At 36.1% G+C, this 15,942-nt stretch carries 15 protein-coding genes; 14 read left to right on the forward strand and 1 reads right to left on the reverse strand.

Going from position 1 to position 15,942, the window contains the following annotated elements; translation table 11 throughout:
* Nucleotides 1-21 precede the first annotated feature (21 nt).
* Together MUA40_RS06460 and ypdA are read left to right on the forward strand one after the other, a co-directional pair.
* Nucleotides 22-1,353 carry a LysM peptidoglycan-binding domain-containing protein gene (locus tag MUA40_RS06460; RefSeq protein ID WP_228446195.1) on the forward strand — a complete coding sequence of 444 codons (1,332 nt, stop codon included), beginning with the start codon at nucleotides 22-24 and terminating at the stop codon, nucleotides 1,351-1,353.
* A 395-nt stretch (nucleotides 1,354-1,748) separates the two neighbouring features.
* Nucleotides 1,749-2,735 carry a bacillithiol disulfide reductase YpdA gene (gene ypdA, locus MUA40_RS06465; protein ID WP_262569255.1) on the forward strand — a complete coding sequence of 329 codons (987 nt, stop codon included), beginning with the start codon at nucleotides 1,749-1,751 and terminating at the stop codon, nucleotides 2,733-2,735.
* 165 nt (nucleotides 2,736-2,900) lie between these two features.
* Here ypdA and MUA40_RS06470 read toward each other — a convergent pair whose 3' ends face one another.
* The gene (locus tag MUA40_RS06470; protein ID WP_262569256.1) at nucleotides 2,901-3,869 is read right to left on the reverse strand and encodes an asparaginase; all 969 of its coding nucleotides are present in this window, start codon (nucleotides 3,867-3,869) and stop codon (nucleotides 2,901-2,903) included.
* Between the two features lie 73 nt (nucleotides 3,870-3,942).
* Between MUA40_RS06470 and cmk the strand changes: the two genes are divergently transcribed.
* The 12 genes from cmk to aroA all read left to right on the forward strand — a co-directional run bounded on the left by cmk (nucleotide 3,943) and on the right by aroA (nucleotide 15,942).
* The gene (gene cmk, locus MUA40_RS06475) at nucleotides 3,943-4,602 is read left to right on the forward strand and encodes a (d)CMP kinase (RefSeq protein WP_016425116.1); all 660 of its coding nucleotides are present in this window, start codon (nucleotides 3,943-3,945) and stop codon (nucleotides 4,600-4,602) included.
* 91 nt (nucleotides 4,603-4,693) lie between these two features.
* Nucleotides 4,694-5,878 (forward strand): 30S ribosomal protein S1, encoded by a 1,185-nt coding sequence (rpsA, locus tag MUA40_RS06480; protein ID WP_037559132.1) that lies wholly within the window; start codon nucleotides 4,694-4,696, stop codon nucleotides 5,876-5,878.
* Nucleotides 5,879-6,173: 295 nt separating this feature from the next.
* Nucleotides 6,174-7,484, forward strand: coding sequence for a ribosome biogenesis GTPase Der (gene der / locus MUA40_RS06485; RefSeq protein WP_016425114.1), 1,311 nt, complete (start codon nucleotides 6,174-6,176; stop codon nucleotides 7,482-7,484).
* Nucleotides 7,485-7,499: 15 nt separating this feature from the next.
* Complete coding sequence (locus tag MUA40_RS06490) at nucleotides 7,500-8,498, forward strand: NAD(P)H-dependent glycerol-3-phosphate dehydrogenase (RefSeq protein WP_016425113.1); 999 nt, start codon at nucleotides 7,500-7,502, stop codon at nucleotides 8,496-8,498.
* A 171-nt stretch (nucleotides 8,499-8,669) separates the two neighbouring features.
* A complete protein-coding gene (locus MUA40_RS06495; protein WP_016425112.1) occupies nucleotides 8,670-8,942 on the forward strand; it encodes an HU family DNA-binding protein in 273 nt (90 codons plus the stop codon).
* Between the two features lie 185 nt (nucleotides 8,943-9,127).
* Complete coding sequence (locus tag MUA40_RS06500) at nucleotides 9,128-9,694, forward strand: heptaprenyl diphosphate synthase component 1 (protein WP_016425111.1); 567 nt, start codon at nucleotides 9,128-9,130, stop codon at nucleotides 9,692-9,694.
* 14 nt (nucleotides 9,695-9,708) lie between these two features.
* Nucleotides 9,709-10,422: a demethylmenaquinone methyltransferase gene (locus MUA40_RS06505; RefSeq protein ID WP_167732776.1), complete on the forward strand. Its 714-nt coding sequence runs from the start codon at nucleotides 9,709-9,711 to the stop codon at nucleotides 10,420-10,422.
* A gap of 17 nt (nucleotides 10,423-10,439) precedes the next feature.
* Nucleotides 10,440-11,396, forward strand: a complete 957-nt coding sequence (locus tag MUA40_RS06510; RefSeq protein ID WP_016425109.1) for a polyprenyl synthetase family protein — start codon at nucleotides 10,440-10,442, stop codon at nucleotides 11,394-11,396.
* A gap of 78 nt (nucleotides 11,397-11,474) precedes the next feature.
* Nucleotides 11,475-11,927, forward strand: coding sequence for a nucleoside-diphosphate kinase (gene ndk, locus MUA40_RS06515; RefSeq protein WP_016425108.1), 453 nt, complete (start codon nucleotides 11,475-11,477; stop codon nucleotides 11,925-11,927).
* Between the two features lie 464 nt (nucleotides 11,928-12,391).
* On the forward strand, nucleotides 12,392-13,561 hold the full coding sequence (gene aroC, locus MUA40_RS06520; protein ID WP_016425107.1) for a chorismate synthase: 1,170 nt from the start codon (nucleotides 12,392-12,394) through the stop codon (nucleotides 13,559-13,561).
* Nucleotides 13,562-13,578: 17 nt separating this feature from the next.
* Nucleotides 13,579-14,652, forward strand: a complete 1,074-nt coding sequence (gene aroB / locus MUA40_RS06525) for a 3-dehydroquinate synthase (protein ID WP_126496533.1) — start codon at nucleotides 13,579-13,581, stop codon at nucleotides 14,650-14,652.
* The gene (gene aroA, locus MUA40_RS06530) at nucleotides 14,653-15,942 is read left to right on the forward strand and encodes a 3-phosphoshikimate 1-carboxyvinyltransferase (protein WP_016425105.1); all 1,290 of its coding nucleotides are present in this window, start codon (nucleotides 14,653-14,655) and stop codon (nucleotides 15,940-15,942) included. It abuts the gene before it with no gap.

The following is a 15,942-nucleotide window of genomic DNA, read 5'->3' on the forward strand; positions in this document are numbered from 1 at the left end:
TAATATACGTAGAAAGGATGAATGTATGTGTCAAAAGATAATTTTAAGGATGAATTCGAACAGAGTCGTCAAGAAATAAAATCGCACAATCATGATGAACCATCTAGTGAGACACATGTAGACGATTCAGAACAACAAACTGAAAACAACCAACAATTCCCACCTCGAAATGCATCAAGACGTCATAGAAAGAGAGAGCATGGTCCATCACCTGTAAATGAAGCAAATCAAGCAGATCAACAAACTGATTTGAGCGAACAGGAAACTAATGAAAAATCGCAAAAAAGACCAGGGAAAGTAGGGGGCTTTGTTAATCATCAGGATGAACATACAAAAGCTGAAAACGATCAACCTATCGCAAAAGATGAGGCAAAATCGCATTCAACGCAAGAAGTTCATCAAAATGATCAAAGTATAGAAGATCATAAAGCAGATCAAACGCACGATGAAAATCATGATTCAGAGACACATGATGACAAAAAAAACGATAGTAAAGACAAAGCTGCCTTAACAGGTGCTGCCGCTGTCGGGGGTGGCGCAATCGCTAAACATCATCACGATAAAACAACGGCTCATCATGAGTCTTCAGAAGGTGTCCATTCAAATCAAGATGATCCATCATCAAATGATAAAAAAGCACAACATGAAAGTAACACAGATAAAGAGAATGTAATTAATGGCGCAGCAGTAGGGGCAGGCGCGTCACAAACACATCCATCATCTCATACAGGCACTGAAAACAGTCAACCCGCTCATGAAACACATGTTTCAAATGGCAGATCAAGCGGTGGTAGATTCAAGAAATTGTTACCTTTATTAGCAGCGATTATTCTATTAGGTGCTTTAGCCATTTTTGGTGGTGTTTATCTCGTTAATCATAATCAACAAGGCGATCACGCATCACACGTTGCTCAAAAACATGAAACGAAAGAGCACAGTAAATCAGATAAAGAGAAAGATAAAGAAGCTAATAAAGATAACTCGACTAAAGATGATGATAAAGCACAATCAGACAATCAAGATGATAATAATAGTGCTGATAATAACAATGCCACTGATGACTCAAATGCTTCAGATCAAAATAACAACGGCGCACAAGATACTACAGGTCAAAATCAACAACAATACAATCAAAGTAATCAACAATATGGCCAACAAAATGGACAAGCGAATAATCAACAAGCCCAAAACAATACTGGCCATACCCATACAGTAACAGGTAACCAAAACTTATATCGCATCGCTATTCAATACTATGGTAATGGTTCTCCTGAAAATGTTGAAAAAATTAGACGTGCAAATGGTATCCAAGGTAATAACATTAGAAATGGACAACAATTGATTATTCCATAATTATTATATTTTATATGACAGAGGGGACGCGCAAACAGCGCACTCGTCGTCAACCAATACAAATGATTAAAAATAAGACTAGGAAATCTAAATGTATCAAGATTTCCTAGTCTTATTTATGTTTTATATATTGAGTGCATCTTAATAATAAGCTATATAAAAGCAGGAAAACACCTATAAACCAGTATGCAAGTCACTTCGTTAACCTGAAAAAATTTAACATTATGTACATACATTTCAATTTAGATTCATAAAAAAACTTGTTATAATACTTAAGGAAAATAACAGTTCTTATAATATACTGTGCTAGTATGTGAATTAGGAGGCTATATAGAACATTAAAGTAGCATAATATGTGGTAACTCACCATCATTTTTTAATGTTCTTGTTTAAAAATGAAAACTATAGAGAGTATCATCATCGGTGGCGGTCCTTGTGGCTTAAGTGCTGCTATAGAACAAAAGAAAAAAGGGATTGAAACACTTATTATTGAGAAAGGTAATGTAGTCGATGCCATTTATCATTACCCTACACATCAAACATTTTTCTCTTCAAGTGATAAACTCAGCATTGGTGATGTTCCTTTTATTGTTGAGGAGCTTAAACCTAGAAGAAATCAAGCACTTGTTTATTATAGAGAAGTCGTAAAGTATCATCAGTTAAATATTAACGCTTTTGAAGAAGTTTTAACGGTAAAGAAAATAGACGATCATTTCACTTTAACTACTACGAAAGATGTTTATCAATGTCGTTTCTTAACTGTTGCAACGGGTTATTATGGTCAACATAATACATTAGAGGTTGAAGGCGCTGAACTTTCAAAAGTTATGCATTATTTCAAAGAACCCCATCCTTATTTTGACCAAGATGTCGTTGTGATCGGTGGGAAAAATTCAGCAGTCGATGCTGCAATTGAATTAGAAAAAGCGGGCGCACGAGTGACCGTAATCTATCGTGGTGCAGATTATTCACCTTCTATTAAGCCATGGATTTTACCAAACTTTGAATCATTGGTCCGTAGAGGAAACGTGAAAATGCATTTTAATAGTGTTGTCACTCAAATTACTGATAGTCATGTTACTTTTGAAAAAGAAGGCGAACGTATCACCATTCCAAATGATTATGTATTTGCAATGATTGGCTATCATCCAGATTATGAATTTTTGAAATCTATTGGTATCGAAGTGCATACAAACGATTTTGGAACAGCTCCTGTTTACCATCATGATACGTATGAAACAAATATCGAAAATTGTTATATTGCAGGTGTTATTGCAGCAGGAAATGATGCGAATACAATTTTTATTGAAAATGGTAAATATCATGGCGATGCGATTGCGCAAGATATTTTAACGAAAAAACAATCTCCATTAGAATCATAAATGATACGCTACCTTTAGTGTATCTAAATAGAGCAGTCGTTGTCTAAGGTAAGCATAACATAGACAACGACTGCTCTATTGTTTATTCATATTCTTTTCATAAATCCAGATAGTTTCTTCTACAATCACTTTTATCCTATCTTAAAAAATCCAAATGATATCGTTTTATTCATTAAAATAGTTTTGTATTTGTTGATGCGTCAATTTGTTACTCAATGCCACTAACAATTTAAGTCTAGCTTTTTGACCATTTAATCCATTAGAGAAGATAACACCTTTTTCATACAGTTGATGACCGCCACCTTCATACGCATACACAGCACTTACAATACCGTTAAAAGAACGTGAAACTAACACAATGGGCATACCTTGTGCTAAACATGCATTCAGCCCTTGCATTGCAGTAGGTGGCAGATTACCTTGCCCTAATGCTTCGATGATTAATCCATCCACTTGTGTATCTGCATAAAATTGCAACATCTCACTTCCCATTCCCATATATGCTTTAACCAGGGGGATGTTCAGAGTAGAATCAACCAGATGCAAATTTTGATTTTCATATGGTCTGTGATGAAAATAAATGCCTGCTTTCGTTATCACACCCAGTGGCCCGTGATTAGGACTTTGAAATGTATTCGTATTTGATGTATGTGTTTTAGTTACATTACGTGCAGTGTGAATTTCATCATTAAATACGACCATTACGCCTTTATTTTCAGAGTCATCCGATATCGCTACACGTATTGCAGCGATGAAATTGTATAAACCATCAGAACCAATTTCGTTTGAAGACCGCATGGCGCCCGTGATGACAATCGGTTTAGAAGTAGCAACTGTTAAATCTAATAAAAAAGCTGTTTCTTCTAATGTATCCGTACCGTGAGTAATGACAAAGCCATCATAATAATTTAAGTTTTCTGGTGCTTCAATCGTATTTTTTAAAATCTTCACATGCTCAATTGTCATATGAGGTGACGGCACGTTAAAAGGCATAATTTCATCAATTTTTGCATATTTCGCAATGACATCTTGATGATGTGAAATAGGGTTGTCAGTAGTCGTACTCACTTTATTTGATTCATCTTCCGACATACTTATGGTGCCCCCTGTATGTATGACTAATAATTTTTTCATATAAGTTCCTCCTCGTAAAGCCATCCATTCTTATGATAAAATAATGTTAAACAAACGACAAGGAAGGTAACAAATGACAGCGATAAATATTGCATTAGATGGACCAGCAGCTGCTGGTAAAAGTACTATAGCGAAAAGAGTTGCAGGACAACTCGGAATGGTGTACGTCGATACAGGGGCTATGTATCGTGCGATTACTTATTATTACTTACAACATAAGGATCGCATTGTGCATTTTGACAAAATGATGGATCAAATTGATTTAAATCTTGCATATGATCCAGAAAAAGGGCAGCGTGTCTATTTAAATGATGAAGATGTCACTGATTTTCTACGAGAAAATGATGTTACGCAAGAAGTATCCTATGTTGCTTCAATTAAAGAAGTGCGTACGTTTTTAGTACAAGCACAACAAAAATTAGCGGCTAAAAAAGGCATCGTTATGGATGGCCGAGATATTGGCACAACTGTTCTTCCTGATGCCGAAGTAAAAGTATATATGATTGCATCTGTAGAAGAGCGTGCTGAGCGCCGCTTCAAAGATAACCAAGAACGCGGGATTGTATCTTCAATTGAACAATTAAAAAAAGATATTGCCGAAAGAGATGCCTATGATATGAATCGTGAAATTTCACCATTAAAAAAAGCAGCTGACGCTGTAGAAATTGATACAACAGGATTATCCATTGAAGAAGTCACAAATCGAATTATAGCGCTAGTAAATAAAGTTTGAATTATTTTATTCAAACTTATCTAAATTTCTTGACAATTCAACGCTTTTATAAGAAGTTATTATTATGTAGTAGTATAAGGAGGCATTCATGATGACTGAAGAATTCAATGAATCAATGATTAATGACATTAAGGAAGGCGATAAGATTACAGGTGAAGTACAGCAAATTGAAGACAAACACGTTGTTGTACATGTAAATGGTGGAAAATTTAACGGCATTATTCCTATTAGCCAACTATCAACTTATCACGTGGACAACGCGAATGAAGTTGTTAAAGTTGGAGATGAAATCGGTGCATATGTTACTAAAATTGAAATCGATGAGGAAAATGAAACAGGAAGTTACATCCTTTCTAAACGCAAGTTAGAAGAAGAGAAATCTTATGCGTACTTACAAGAAAAATTAGATAACAACGAAACAATTGAGGCTAAAGTAACAGAAGTTGTTAAAGGTGGCTTAGTTGTGGATGTTGGTCAAAGAGGATTCATTCCTGCATCGTTAATTTCAACTGATTACATTGAAGATTTCTCAGATTATGAAGGTAAGGTGCTTGAACTTAAAGTTGAAGAACTTGAACCTGAAAAAAATCGTGTCATCTTAAGCCGCAAAGCAGTAGAAGCAGAAGAAAATGAAAAGAAAAAAGCAGAACTTTTAAAATCTATTAAAGCTGGCGACATTATCGAAGGAAAAGTAGCACGATTAACAAACTTTGGTGCCTTCATCGATCTTGGTGGCGTAGATGGTTTAGTCCATGTATCTGAATTATCTCACGAGCATGTAAAAACACCTGAAGAAGTCGTTACAATTGGCGACACTGTAAAAGTGAAAGTTCGTTCTGTAGAACAAGATTCTGAACGTGTTTCACTTTCAATTAAAGATACTTTACCTAGTCCTTTCGAAACAATTCAAGAAAAATATAGTGAAGGTGATGTTGTAGAAGGTAAAGTTATGCGTTTAGCCTCTTTCGGTGCTTTTGTTGAAATCGATCACGGTTTACAAGGCCTTGTTCATATCTCTGAAATCAGCCACAAGCATATTGGCACACCTGGTGAAGTACTTGAGCCTGGACAAACAGTTCAAGTTAAAATTTTAGGTATCAATCCTGAAGAAGAACGTATTTCATTATCAATCAAAGCGGCCTTACCTAAAGAGGAAACTGAAGAAGCTTCAGAGGAAACAACACAACAATACACGCAACAATCAACTGATGAAAATGAAAACAATCCTACATTAGGAGATGTTTTTGGAGATAAACTTAAAGACTTAAATTTATAATATAAATTTATTGAGATTACAATGCGTCAACATGAATCATTAATCAGATATGTGTTGATGCATTCGTCTGTATTCGTGGAGTAAAGTATGAGTCTAAGCAATTACAATTGACTTGTACTTTACTCTTTTTCTTTGGATGCATTAATGAAGTGAAAAAGACTGTGATACGTTCCATTTATATCCATTACTTCACATGATATAATACGATTGTTGTATTTAGCATAGTGCTTGTAGTCGATGCGCTTACATGGATATGTTAAAATAATAAAGATATTAATAGAGAGGAAGAACAATCATGACGAAACCTGTAGTTGCTATCGTTGGTCGTCCTAACGTTGGAAAATCTACTATTTTTAACCGCATCGTCGGCGAGCGTGTGTCCATCGTAGAAGATACACCTGGTGTGACACGTGACCGTATTTATGCAAGTGGCGATTGGTTAACACACGAATTTAATATTATTGATACTGGCGGTATCGAAATAGGGGATGCACCTTTTCAAACACAAATTCGCGCACAAGCCGAAATTGCGATTGATGAAGCAGATGTCATTATATTTATGGTCAATGTGCGTGAAGGTATCACTCAAAGTGATGAAATGGTTGCACAGATGCTATATAAATCAAAAAAGCCGGTCGTATTGGCTGTCAATAAAGTAGATAATCATGAAATGCGCAATGATATTTATGACTTTTACTCCCTTGGATTTGGAGAACCATTCCCACTTTCGGGCTCACACGGACTTGGTCTTGGAGATTTATTAGAAGAGGTCGCAAAACATTTTAAACCTGAGGAAGAAGATCCATATGATGAAGACACGATACGATTATCATTAATTGGAAGACCTAACGTGGGTAAGTCTAGTTTAATCAATGCGATTCTTGGTGAAGATCGTGTTATCGTCTCTAATGTTGCAGGAACAACACGTGATGCTATTGATACTGCATACAGCTATGAAGGTCAAGAATATGTATTAATTGATACGGCAGGTATGCGTAAAAAAGGTAAAGTCTACGAATCTACTGAAAAATATTCAGTGTTACGTGCATTGAAAGCAATTGAACGTTCTAATGTCGTCCTTGTAGTACTCGATGCAGAACAAGGCATTATTGAACAAGACAAACGTGTTGCGGGCTACGCACACGAAGAAGGAAAAGCTATCGTAATCGTTGTCAATAAATGGGACACATTAGAAAAAGACAGTAAAACAATGAAAAAATTTATGGATGATGTTAGACAAAACTTCCAATTTTTAGACTATGCACAAATCGCTTTTGTATCTGCTAAAGAAGGTACGCGTTTACGCACGTTATTCCCGCTTATTAACGAAGCAAGTGAAAATCATAAAAAACGTGTACAAAGTTCAACGCTGAACGAAGTTATTACAGATGCCATTGCAATGAATCCAACACCTACGGATAAAGGCCGCAGACTGAATGTATTTTATGCTACACAAGTCGCTATTGAGCCACCAACATTTGTGGTGTTTGTGAATGATGTTGAATTATTACACTTCTCATACAAACGTTACCTTGAAAATCAAATTAGACAAGCGTTCGGTTTTGAAGGTACGCCTGTTCACATTATTGCTCGAAAACGAAACTAAATCGGAGGGGTTTATATGACTAACATTACCGTGTTTGGTACAGGTAGTTTTGGTACTGCATTAGCAAATGTTCTAGCAGAGAATGGCCATAACACACTCATGTGGGGTAAAACTTTATCAACAGTTGAAGAGATTAACACACATCATACTAACCATAATTATTTGAAAAACGTGGAATTAAATCACTATATTAAGGCGACAACAAATATCGAAGCGGCAATTGATCATGCAGATATTTTCCTTGTTGCCTTACCCACAAAGGCTATCCGAGAGGTAATGACACAAGTCAATGGGTTGTTAACGACTCGAAAATCGTTTATCCACGTTACGAAAGGGATTGAAAACGAGACATTTAAGCGTGTATCTGAAATGTTAGCAGACACGATTTCTCCTGAATATAATGCTGGCATTGGTGTTCTATCAGGACCGAGTCATGCTGAAGAAGTCGTTATTAAACAACCTACAACTGTCGCAGCTGCATCAAGTGATTCTGAGTTACGTAAATGTATCCAAGACCTTTTTATGACTGACTATTTACGTGTTTATACGAATGATGATTTAGTTGGCGTAGAACTCGGAGGCGCTTTGAAAAATATTATTGCGATTGCGAGTGGTGTATTAGTCGGTATGGGCTTTGGCGATAATGCAAAGGCAGCTTTAATGACACGAGGGCTTGCTGAAATAACAAGACTGGGTGTCAAATTAGGAGCTGACCCTCTTACTTTCCAAGGTTTAGGAGGCATTGGAGATTTAATCGTGACTTGTACTTCAACACATTCTCGTAACTTCACATTAGGTTATCAGCTCGGTAAGGGGAAAAAGTTGAAAGAAATTATGAGTGAAATGAATATGGTTGCCGAAGGTGTTTATACAACTGAATCTGTGTATCATTTATCTCACGCTGTACAAGTGGAGATGCCAATCACTGAGGCGTTATACCGTGTACTGTTCGAGGATGAACCTGTTGAACGCGCAGTAAAAGCCTTAATGGGAAGAACTAAAAAATCAGAATAACTTTCCTTGAAGTGTGTCATTTTAGTCATAAATCTCTAAAATTTAACAAAATGCGATTAAATCAACGTTTTTCGCATATAAATCGTTGCAGTCTTGTATGGCGTTGTGTTAAAGTCATACCATAATGATAATTGAATTATCATTACATAACCTTTGAGGAGGTGAATTGACATGAACAAAACTGACTTAATCAACGCTGTTGCTGATCAAGCTGAACTTACTAAAAAAGAAGCTGGTCAAGCAGTTGATGCTGTTTTTGAATCAATTCAAAAAACACTAGCTAAAGGTGAAAAAGTACAACTAATCGGTTTCGGTAACTTTGAGGTACGTGAACGTGCTGCACGTAAAGGACGTAACCCTCAAACTGGTAAAGAAATTGATATTCCTGCAAGTAAAGTTCCAGCTTTCAAAGCAGGTAAAGCATTGAAAGATGCAGTGAAATAATTCAATTATTTACAAGTAAAAAAGCCCTTTATAGGGCTTTTTGCTTTAATTAAAGTAATTTTCCATATCTTTTCACAATACAACCATCTCAAAACTTCAATATCTCTTATAGAAAAGTAATTCAGATTTAAATTTTTGAATGATAGTGTTAAGATAGAGAGTGATTAAAAATAGAGGTGGGGCATATGGAGAATACTTTAACGTATTTACAACGACAAATTGATAATCGACTGAATCAATTGAATCAACCAGATAATATACATATTAATAAACCATTAAGTCATTTGTTAGATCAGTTATCAGTCCCTTTAAATGCGAAACTTGCATGCCTTTCAATTGATACATCGATGAAGCATTTAGATCGGATTAGCTTCTATCATTATGAACGGGATGCAATTTTAATAGGTGATTTAATGAGTGCCCACTATTATCAATTAATAGCGGATTTAAAAGATGTTCATTTTCAACTTAAAATGAGTCAGGCGATTGTTAAAATAAATGAACTGAAATCATTCATACAACATCAAGGCAAAGCGCTAAGCCAAAAAGAATTTTTGGAGACAATCATTACGATTGAAACCCTCTTAATTAAAGTTCTAATTGACCGATTCAGCAAAGAAACTGAATTTAATACTCTTCGTGCCTACCTGATTAATCATCTTGAAATTCAACATTTAACCTATCTCATCGATTTTGATACGACTGAGATTGAAGAGACGATTAACCAACTCCAAAATTATATTAAAGAATAAATGAGGTTTCTAAAATGGCAAAAAACAATGTAAACAAAGCCCATGTTCATGAGGTGTTTCAAAATATATCCGGTAAATATGATCGATTAAACAACATCATTAGTTTTGAACAACATAAAGTATGGCGTAAAAAAGTGATGAAAGAAATGAACGTAAAGCCTGGTTCAAAAGCATTAGATGTGTGTTGTGGTACTGCTGATTGGACAATTGCGTTGAGCAAGGCTGTAGGTCCAGAAGGTGAAGTCACAGGACTTGATTTCAGTGAAAACATGTTAAAAGTAGGTGAAGAAAAGACTGCCCATATGGATAACATTCGTCTAGTACAAGGCGACGCAATGGCACTCCCTTTTAATGATAATGTTTTCGATTACGTCACAATCGGATTTGGATTGAGAAACGTTCCAGATTATTCTAAAGCTTTATCTGAAATGTATCGTGTCCTTAAACCAGGGGGCATGGTCGTATGTTTAGAAACAAGTCAACCTACTATTCCAGTATTTAAACAAGTTTATAAAATGTATTTTAAATTTGTAATGCCATTATTCGGTAAAATATTCGCCAAATCAAAACAAGAGTATGAATGGTTACAACAATCAGCATTTGATTTTCCAGATCGTAAAAAATTAAAAGGTCTTTTCGAATCAGTGCATTTCCAAAATGTTAAAGTGCGCAGTTTTACCGGTGGTGTATCAGCTATGCATTTAGCATACAAACCGAAATCGAAATAATTAAAAGGTGATTATGCATGTCAAAAATAAATTTGAATCAAGAAATTAAAAAAATTGAAAACTCTTTAAAGCAGTTGATTCAATCGGATGATTCAACACTTGAAAATGCTGCTAATCACCTCCTATCCTCTGGTGGCAAGCGTATTCGACCTCTTTTTGTCATTTTAAGCAGTTATGTTGGTCAAAATCCTGCTAACACAGCTGCTTACCAAGTAGCGACATCACTCGAACTTATTCATATGGCAACACTTGTACATGATGATGTGATTGATTTAAGCGACAAAAGAAGAGGGAAGTTGACGATTGAAAAAAAGTGGGATCAACCTACAGCCATATTGACTGGAAACTTTTTGCTTGCCCGTGCATTAGAACACTTATCTCAAATTGAAGATCATCGCATCCATCTAACGCTTTCAGAAGCCATTATTGAAGTTTGTCGAGGTGAGTTGTTTCAATTTCAAGATCAATTTAGAGCCACACAATCAATGACCAATTATTTAAGACGTATTAATCGTAAAACAGCATTGTTGATCCAGTTAGCAACTGAAGTTGGTGCAATGACAGCTGAAGCCGATACTGAAACTGTAAGAAAAATGCGCAATATTGGCCATAATATCGGGATGAGCTTTCAAATTATTGATGATGTGCTTGACTTTACGAGTACAGAGAAAAAATTAGGGAAGCCCGTCGGAAGTGATTTGCGCAATGGACATATGACGCTTCCTGTTTTATTGGAAATGAGAAACAATCCGACGTTTAAAGAAAAAGTTGTGACTTTAAATCGTCAGTCCGATACTGCTGATTTTGAGTGGTGTATCAATCAAATTAGAAATTCTGATGTCATTCAACAATCACTAGATATTAGTCAAAAATATTTGGATAAAGCGACAAGCCTACTCGATACTTTGCCTAAAAGTGACATTACACCGCATTTTAAAAAATTAATTAAACGACTCCAAAACAGAATGCATTAGATAAGTTTGTTGTTGAAAGCGCTTCAAACTAATGATAGGATATTCTTGTAATATAAATACACAGGGGGATATCTCAACATGGAAAAAAGCTTTGTAATGATTAAACCAGATGCTGTTCAACGTAAATTAATAGGTGAAATTGTACAGCGCATTGAGCAAAAAGGTTTAAAACTTGTAGGTGCCAAATTGATGACAGTTTCTAAATCTCTTGCAGAAACACATTATCAAGAACATGAAGGGAAACCATTTTATTCTTCATTAGTTTCTTTCATTACTTCAGCACCTGTATTCGCAATGGTTGTAGAAGGAGAAAATGCTGTTGCAGTCGCACGACACATTATCGGTAGCACAAATCCATCTGAAGCTACACCAGGCTCAATTCGAGGAGATTTAGGCTTGACTGTTGGCCGTAATGTCATCCACGGCTCAGACTCTGTCGCATCTGCAGAACGAGAAATTGCTTTATGGTTTAACGAAGAAGAAATCAGTACATATCATACACCAGATGAAACTTGGTTGTATGAAGGTTAATTATTAAGAACCCGAGATTTTCGTGAAAACAACGAAATCATCTCGGGTTTCTCTTTTGGATATGCGCCTTATCAGTATCTGCCAGTATTCTTTTTGTGTCTTTCAAACATATAGATAGCTGTTGATACATCTTCCTTCTATGATATACATTTGTGTTCGAGTAAAAGTAGTTTGTTTTTGCGCGATTCATCATTTTGCCATTTCCATCAATTCGAATTTATTTAAACTGTGAAACTTTGAACGGAGCACTTCATACAGAGCCACTTCAATACTACGATTAAAAAGTGGCATATTGACAGAGAATTTCGGGTTACACTTTAGTCATTAAAAGCGATAAACAAAAAAGACTGAATTGTATTAATTTATCTTTTATTTTATGCTATGATATGAGGCATACGAATTTTAAATTCAATTTATTAATCGCAAATTGATTAGGAATATAAATCTAAGGGGGCGTGTCAGTCATGTTAAGGTTTTTAACTTCTGGAGAATCACATGGACCGCAATTAACAGTTATTATTGAGGGATTGCCTTCAAATATGAAAATCGACATCGATCAAATCAACGAAGAAATGTTTAAACGTCAAGGCGGTTACGGCCGAGGTCGCCGTATGCAAATTGAAAAAGATACAGTTGAAATTGTTTCTGGTGTGCGTCACGGCTATACTTTAGGAAGTCCTGTTACCATTGTCATAAAGAACGATGATTTTACACATTGGCGCAATATTATGGGGGCTGAACCTATCTCAGAAGAAGCGCAAGACAATATGAAACGTGTCATTACTAAACCGCGTCCAGGACACGCTGATTTAGTTGGCGGGATGAAATACAACCATCGTGATTTACGCAATGTCTTAGAGCGCTCATCTGCACGAGAGACTGCTGCAAGAGTGGCTGTGGGGGCACTTTGCAAGCAAATGCTTAACCAATTAGGTATAGATGTTTATAGTCGTGTTGTTGAAATTGGTGGTATTAAAGATCAAGGTCTTTATGATATTGAAACAATTATAGAAAATGTAGATCAAAATGATGTCCGCGTGATTGATTCTCAAATTGCTCAAGCTGTCCGTGATAAAATCGATCAAGCTAAAAAAGACGGCGACTCCATTGGTGGTGTGGTACAAGTAATCGTAAACCATATGCCAATCGGTATAGGAAGTTATGTGCATTATGATAGAAAATTAGATGGTCGTATTGCACAAAGTGTCGTTGGTATTAATGCATTTAAAGGTGTTAGTTTCGGCGAAGGCTTTAAAGCGGGTGAAAAGTTAGGCAGTGAAATACAAGATCCCATTTTGTTTTCAGAGGAAAAAGGTTACTACAGAGACTCCAATCATCTTGGTGGTTTAGAAGGCGGAATGTCAAATGGGATGCCAATCATTGTGAACGGTGTTATGAAGCCAATTCCTACATTGTATAAACCACTTGATTCAGTAGATATTGATACGAAAGCACCATTTAAAGCAACGATTGAACGTTCAGATAGTTGTGCTGTTCCTGCTGCGAGTGTCGTCTGTGAACACGCGGTATCTTTTGAAATCTCGAAAGCAATTTTAGAAGAATTTGGTTCACATGATTTCGCACGCTTAGCTCAACTTGTAACAGAGAGACGCGAACTTAACAAAACATTTTAAAGAATAGGTGATCGACATTGGAATTTACAACCACATACGCACAAAATAATTATCCTATTATTGTCGCACATTCATCCTTAAACAAGCTAACCGAATTCACTTCGAGTTATCAGCACACTTTCGTCTTCGTAGATGCATCGGTATATCAACTCTGGAAAAGTAAAATCGATCAACTTGTGACCGCTCAAGCGATGACGTGTATCACGATTCCATCAGGAGAGCAAGTCAAATATTTCTCATATTATGAAGAGTACTTAGAGTTATTATTATCATATCATCCCACTCGAAATACCTGTCTTGTTGCTATTGGAGGTGGCGCTACAGGAGATTTTGTGGGCTTTTTAGCTGCTACACTTTTGAGAGGCGTAGATTTTATACAAGTTCCTACGACACTTTTGGCACACGATTCAAGTATCGGAGGTAAGGTCGGCATTAATACAAAGCAAGGTAAAAATTTAGTAGGCGCATTTCACCGGCCAAAAGCAGTGCTATATGATTTAGACTTTTTAGAGACATTACCTGAAAATGAAATATTAAGTGGCTATGCTGAAGTTTATAAGCATGCTTTATTGAGAAATGAAAATGCAACAAAAGCATTAGAAAATCAATATCCGAGTCAAGTAGAGCTCAAATCTTTAAAACAAATCGAAACATACTTAATTCAAGGGATCCAAACAAAATTACAAATTGTCGTTGAAGATGAGAAAGAAAAGGGACAACGGCAGTTTTTAAATTTAGGTCATACTTTTGGACACGCAGTGGAATATCACCATCGACTCCCACATGGTTATGCCGTTATGATTGGTATATTATATCAATTTATCGTATCAAATATTTTATTCAACACTTCGTTTAATCTTCAACACTATTATCGTTACTTCAAATCATTAGGTTATCCGTTGGAAATCATCGCGTCGTTTCAATTTGAACCGTTATATGCGTTGATGTTACATGATAAAAAAAATGACGCTGATGGTGTACGCATGGTTTTACTAAAAGACATCGGCAGTCCTATTGCAGTCCATGTGAATCATAACATTTTACATCAAGCATTTACGCAACTTAAGCAACTCCACAAAGAGGTGAATTAAATGCAAACCATAACATTAAAAGGTCCTCTAAAAGGGGAAATCACGGTCCCCGGAGACAAATCAATGACACACCGTGCAATCATTTTTGCTTCTTTAGCGAAAGGAAAGTCAGTCATCTATCAACCTCTGTTAGGTGAAGATTGTTTACGTACAGCTAAAATATTTGAAAAACTAGGGGTCAAGATGACTATCACATCAGAAAAAATAGTGATTGATTCACCAGGGTATCAAGATTTTAAAACACCCCGTCAATGTTTATATACAGGTAATTCAGGTACAACAACGAGACTATTAGCAGGATTATTTGGCGGGATGGGGTTAAGAAGTGTGCTTTCAGGTGATGCATCGATTGCAAAAAGACCCATGAATCGTATCTTACAACCTCTTCAAAAGATGAATATCAACATGAGTGGTGTTGATGAAAATTATACACCACTCATTGTAATGCCAAGTCAAGTTCGAGGCATAGATTATCAAATGCCTGTTGCAAGTGCGCAAGTTAAAAGTGCTATTTTATTAGCGGGTTTGTTTGCCAATGAAGAAACCGTTATACACGAAATAGAAATGTCTCGTAATCACACAGAAACAATGTTTGCCCATTATCAGATTCCTGTTGAAACAAATCAATTAACAGTGACATTACCCCCGAGAGGGATTGACCACATTGTTGCGCGAGATTTTTATGTTCCAGGTGACATCTCTTCGGCCGCTTTTCTTATTGTTGCTGCCTTAATAACACCGAATAGTGATATTACGATACACAATGTAGGAATCAATCCTACACGTGATGGCATCATTGAAATTGTACAAAAAATGGGAGGCTGCCTTACATTAACGCAACAAACGGACGGACCTGAGCCTACAGCGACCCTTCGTGTACAATATACACCTCATTTAAAAGGGATTGAAATTGGCGGTTCACTTATCCCACGTTGTATTGATGAATTGCCAGTGATTGCATTACTCTGTACACAAGCTGCAAGTTCAAGTATCATAAAAGATGCTGAAGAATTAAAGGTAAAAGAAACCAATCGAATTGATACGACAGCAAATGAACTGAGTAAACTTGGCTTAAAATTAAAACCGACAGAAGATGGACTTATCATTGAGCCTTCAACAGTTTCTAGACTTTCAGATCTCGATAGCCATACGGATCATAGAATCGGTATGATGCTAGCAGTTGCTTCATTACTCACTGAACAATCTGTACATATTCATCAATTTGAAAGTGTAAACGTATCTTTCCCGGGGTTCTTACCTATGTTAAAACAATTAGAAAATGAGGGATAG

This window comes from Staphylococcus schleiferi (assembly GCF_025558325.1).
GTDB classification, from domain to species: Bacteria; Bacillota; Bacilli; order Staphylococcales; family Staphylococcaceae; genus Staphylococcus; species Staphylococcus schleiferi.

Coding starts and splice junctions, on each gene's coding strand:
- MUA40_RS06490 (WP_016425113.1), top strand. CDS start 7,500: ATGACTAACATTACCGTGTTTGGTACAGGTAGTTTTGGTACTGCATTA.
- ypdA (WP_262569255.1), top strand. CDS start 1,749: ATGAAAACTATAGAGAGTATCATCATCGGTGGCGGTCCTTGTGGCTTA.
- ndk (WP_016425108.1), top strand. CDS start 11,475: ATGGAAAAAAGCTTTGTAATGATTAAACCAGATGCTGTTCAACGTAAA.
- MUA40_RS06470 (WP_262569256.1), bottom strand. CDS start 3,869: ATGAAAAAATTATTAGTCATACATACAGGGGGCACCATAAGTATGTCG.
- rpsA (WP_037559132.1), top strand. CDS start 4,694: ATGACTGAAGAATTCAATGAATCAATGATTAATGACATTAAGGAAGGC.
- aroA (WP_016425105.1), top strand. CDS start 14,653: ATGCAAACCATAACATTAAAAGGTCCTCTAAAAGGGGAAATCACGGTC.
- MUA40_RS06500 (WP_016425111.1), top strand. CDS start 9,128: ATGGAGAATACTTTAACGTATTTACAACGACAAATTGATAATCGACTG.
- MUA40_RS06510 (WP_016425109.1), top strand. CDS start 10,440: ATGTCAAAAATAAATTTGAATCAAGAAATTAAAAAAATTGAAAACTCT.
- MUA40_RS06505 (WP_167732776.1), top strand. CDS start 9,709: ATGGCAAAAAACAATGTAAACAAAGCCCATGTTCATGAGGTGTTTCAA.
- aroC (WP_016425107.1), top strand. CDS start 12,392: ATGTTAAGGTTTTTAACTTCTGGAGAATCACATGGACCGCAATTAACA.
- MUA40_RS06460 (WP_228446195.1), top strand. CDS start 22: ATGTATGTGTCAAAAGATAATTTTAAGGATGAATTCGAACAGAGTCGT.
- MUA40_RS06495 (WP_016425112.1), top strand. CDS start 8,670: ATGAACAAAACTGACTTAATCAACGCTGTTGCTGATCAAGCTGAACTT.
- der (WP_016425114.1), top strand. CDS start 6,174: ATGACGAAACCTGTAGTTGCTATCGTTGGTCGTCCTAACGTTGGAAAA.
- cmk (WP_016425116.1), top strand. CDS start 3,943: ATGACAGCGATAAATATTGCATTAGATGGACCAGCAGCTGCTGGTAAA.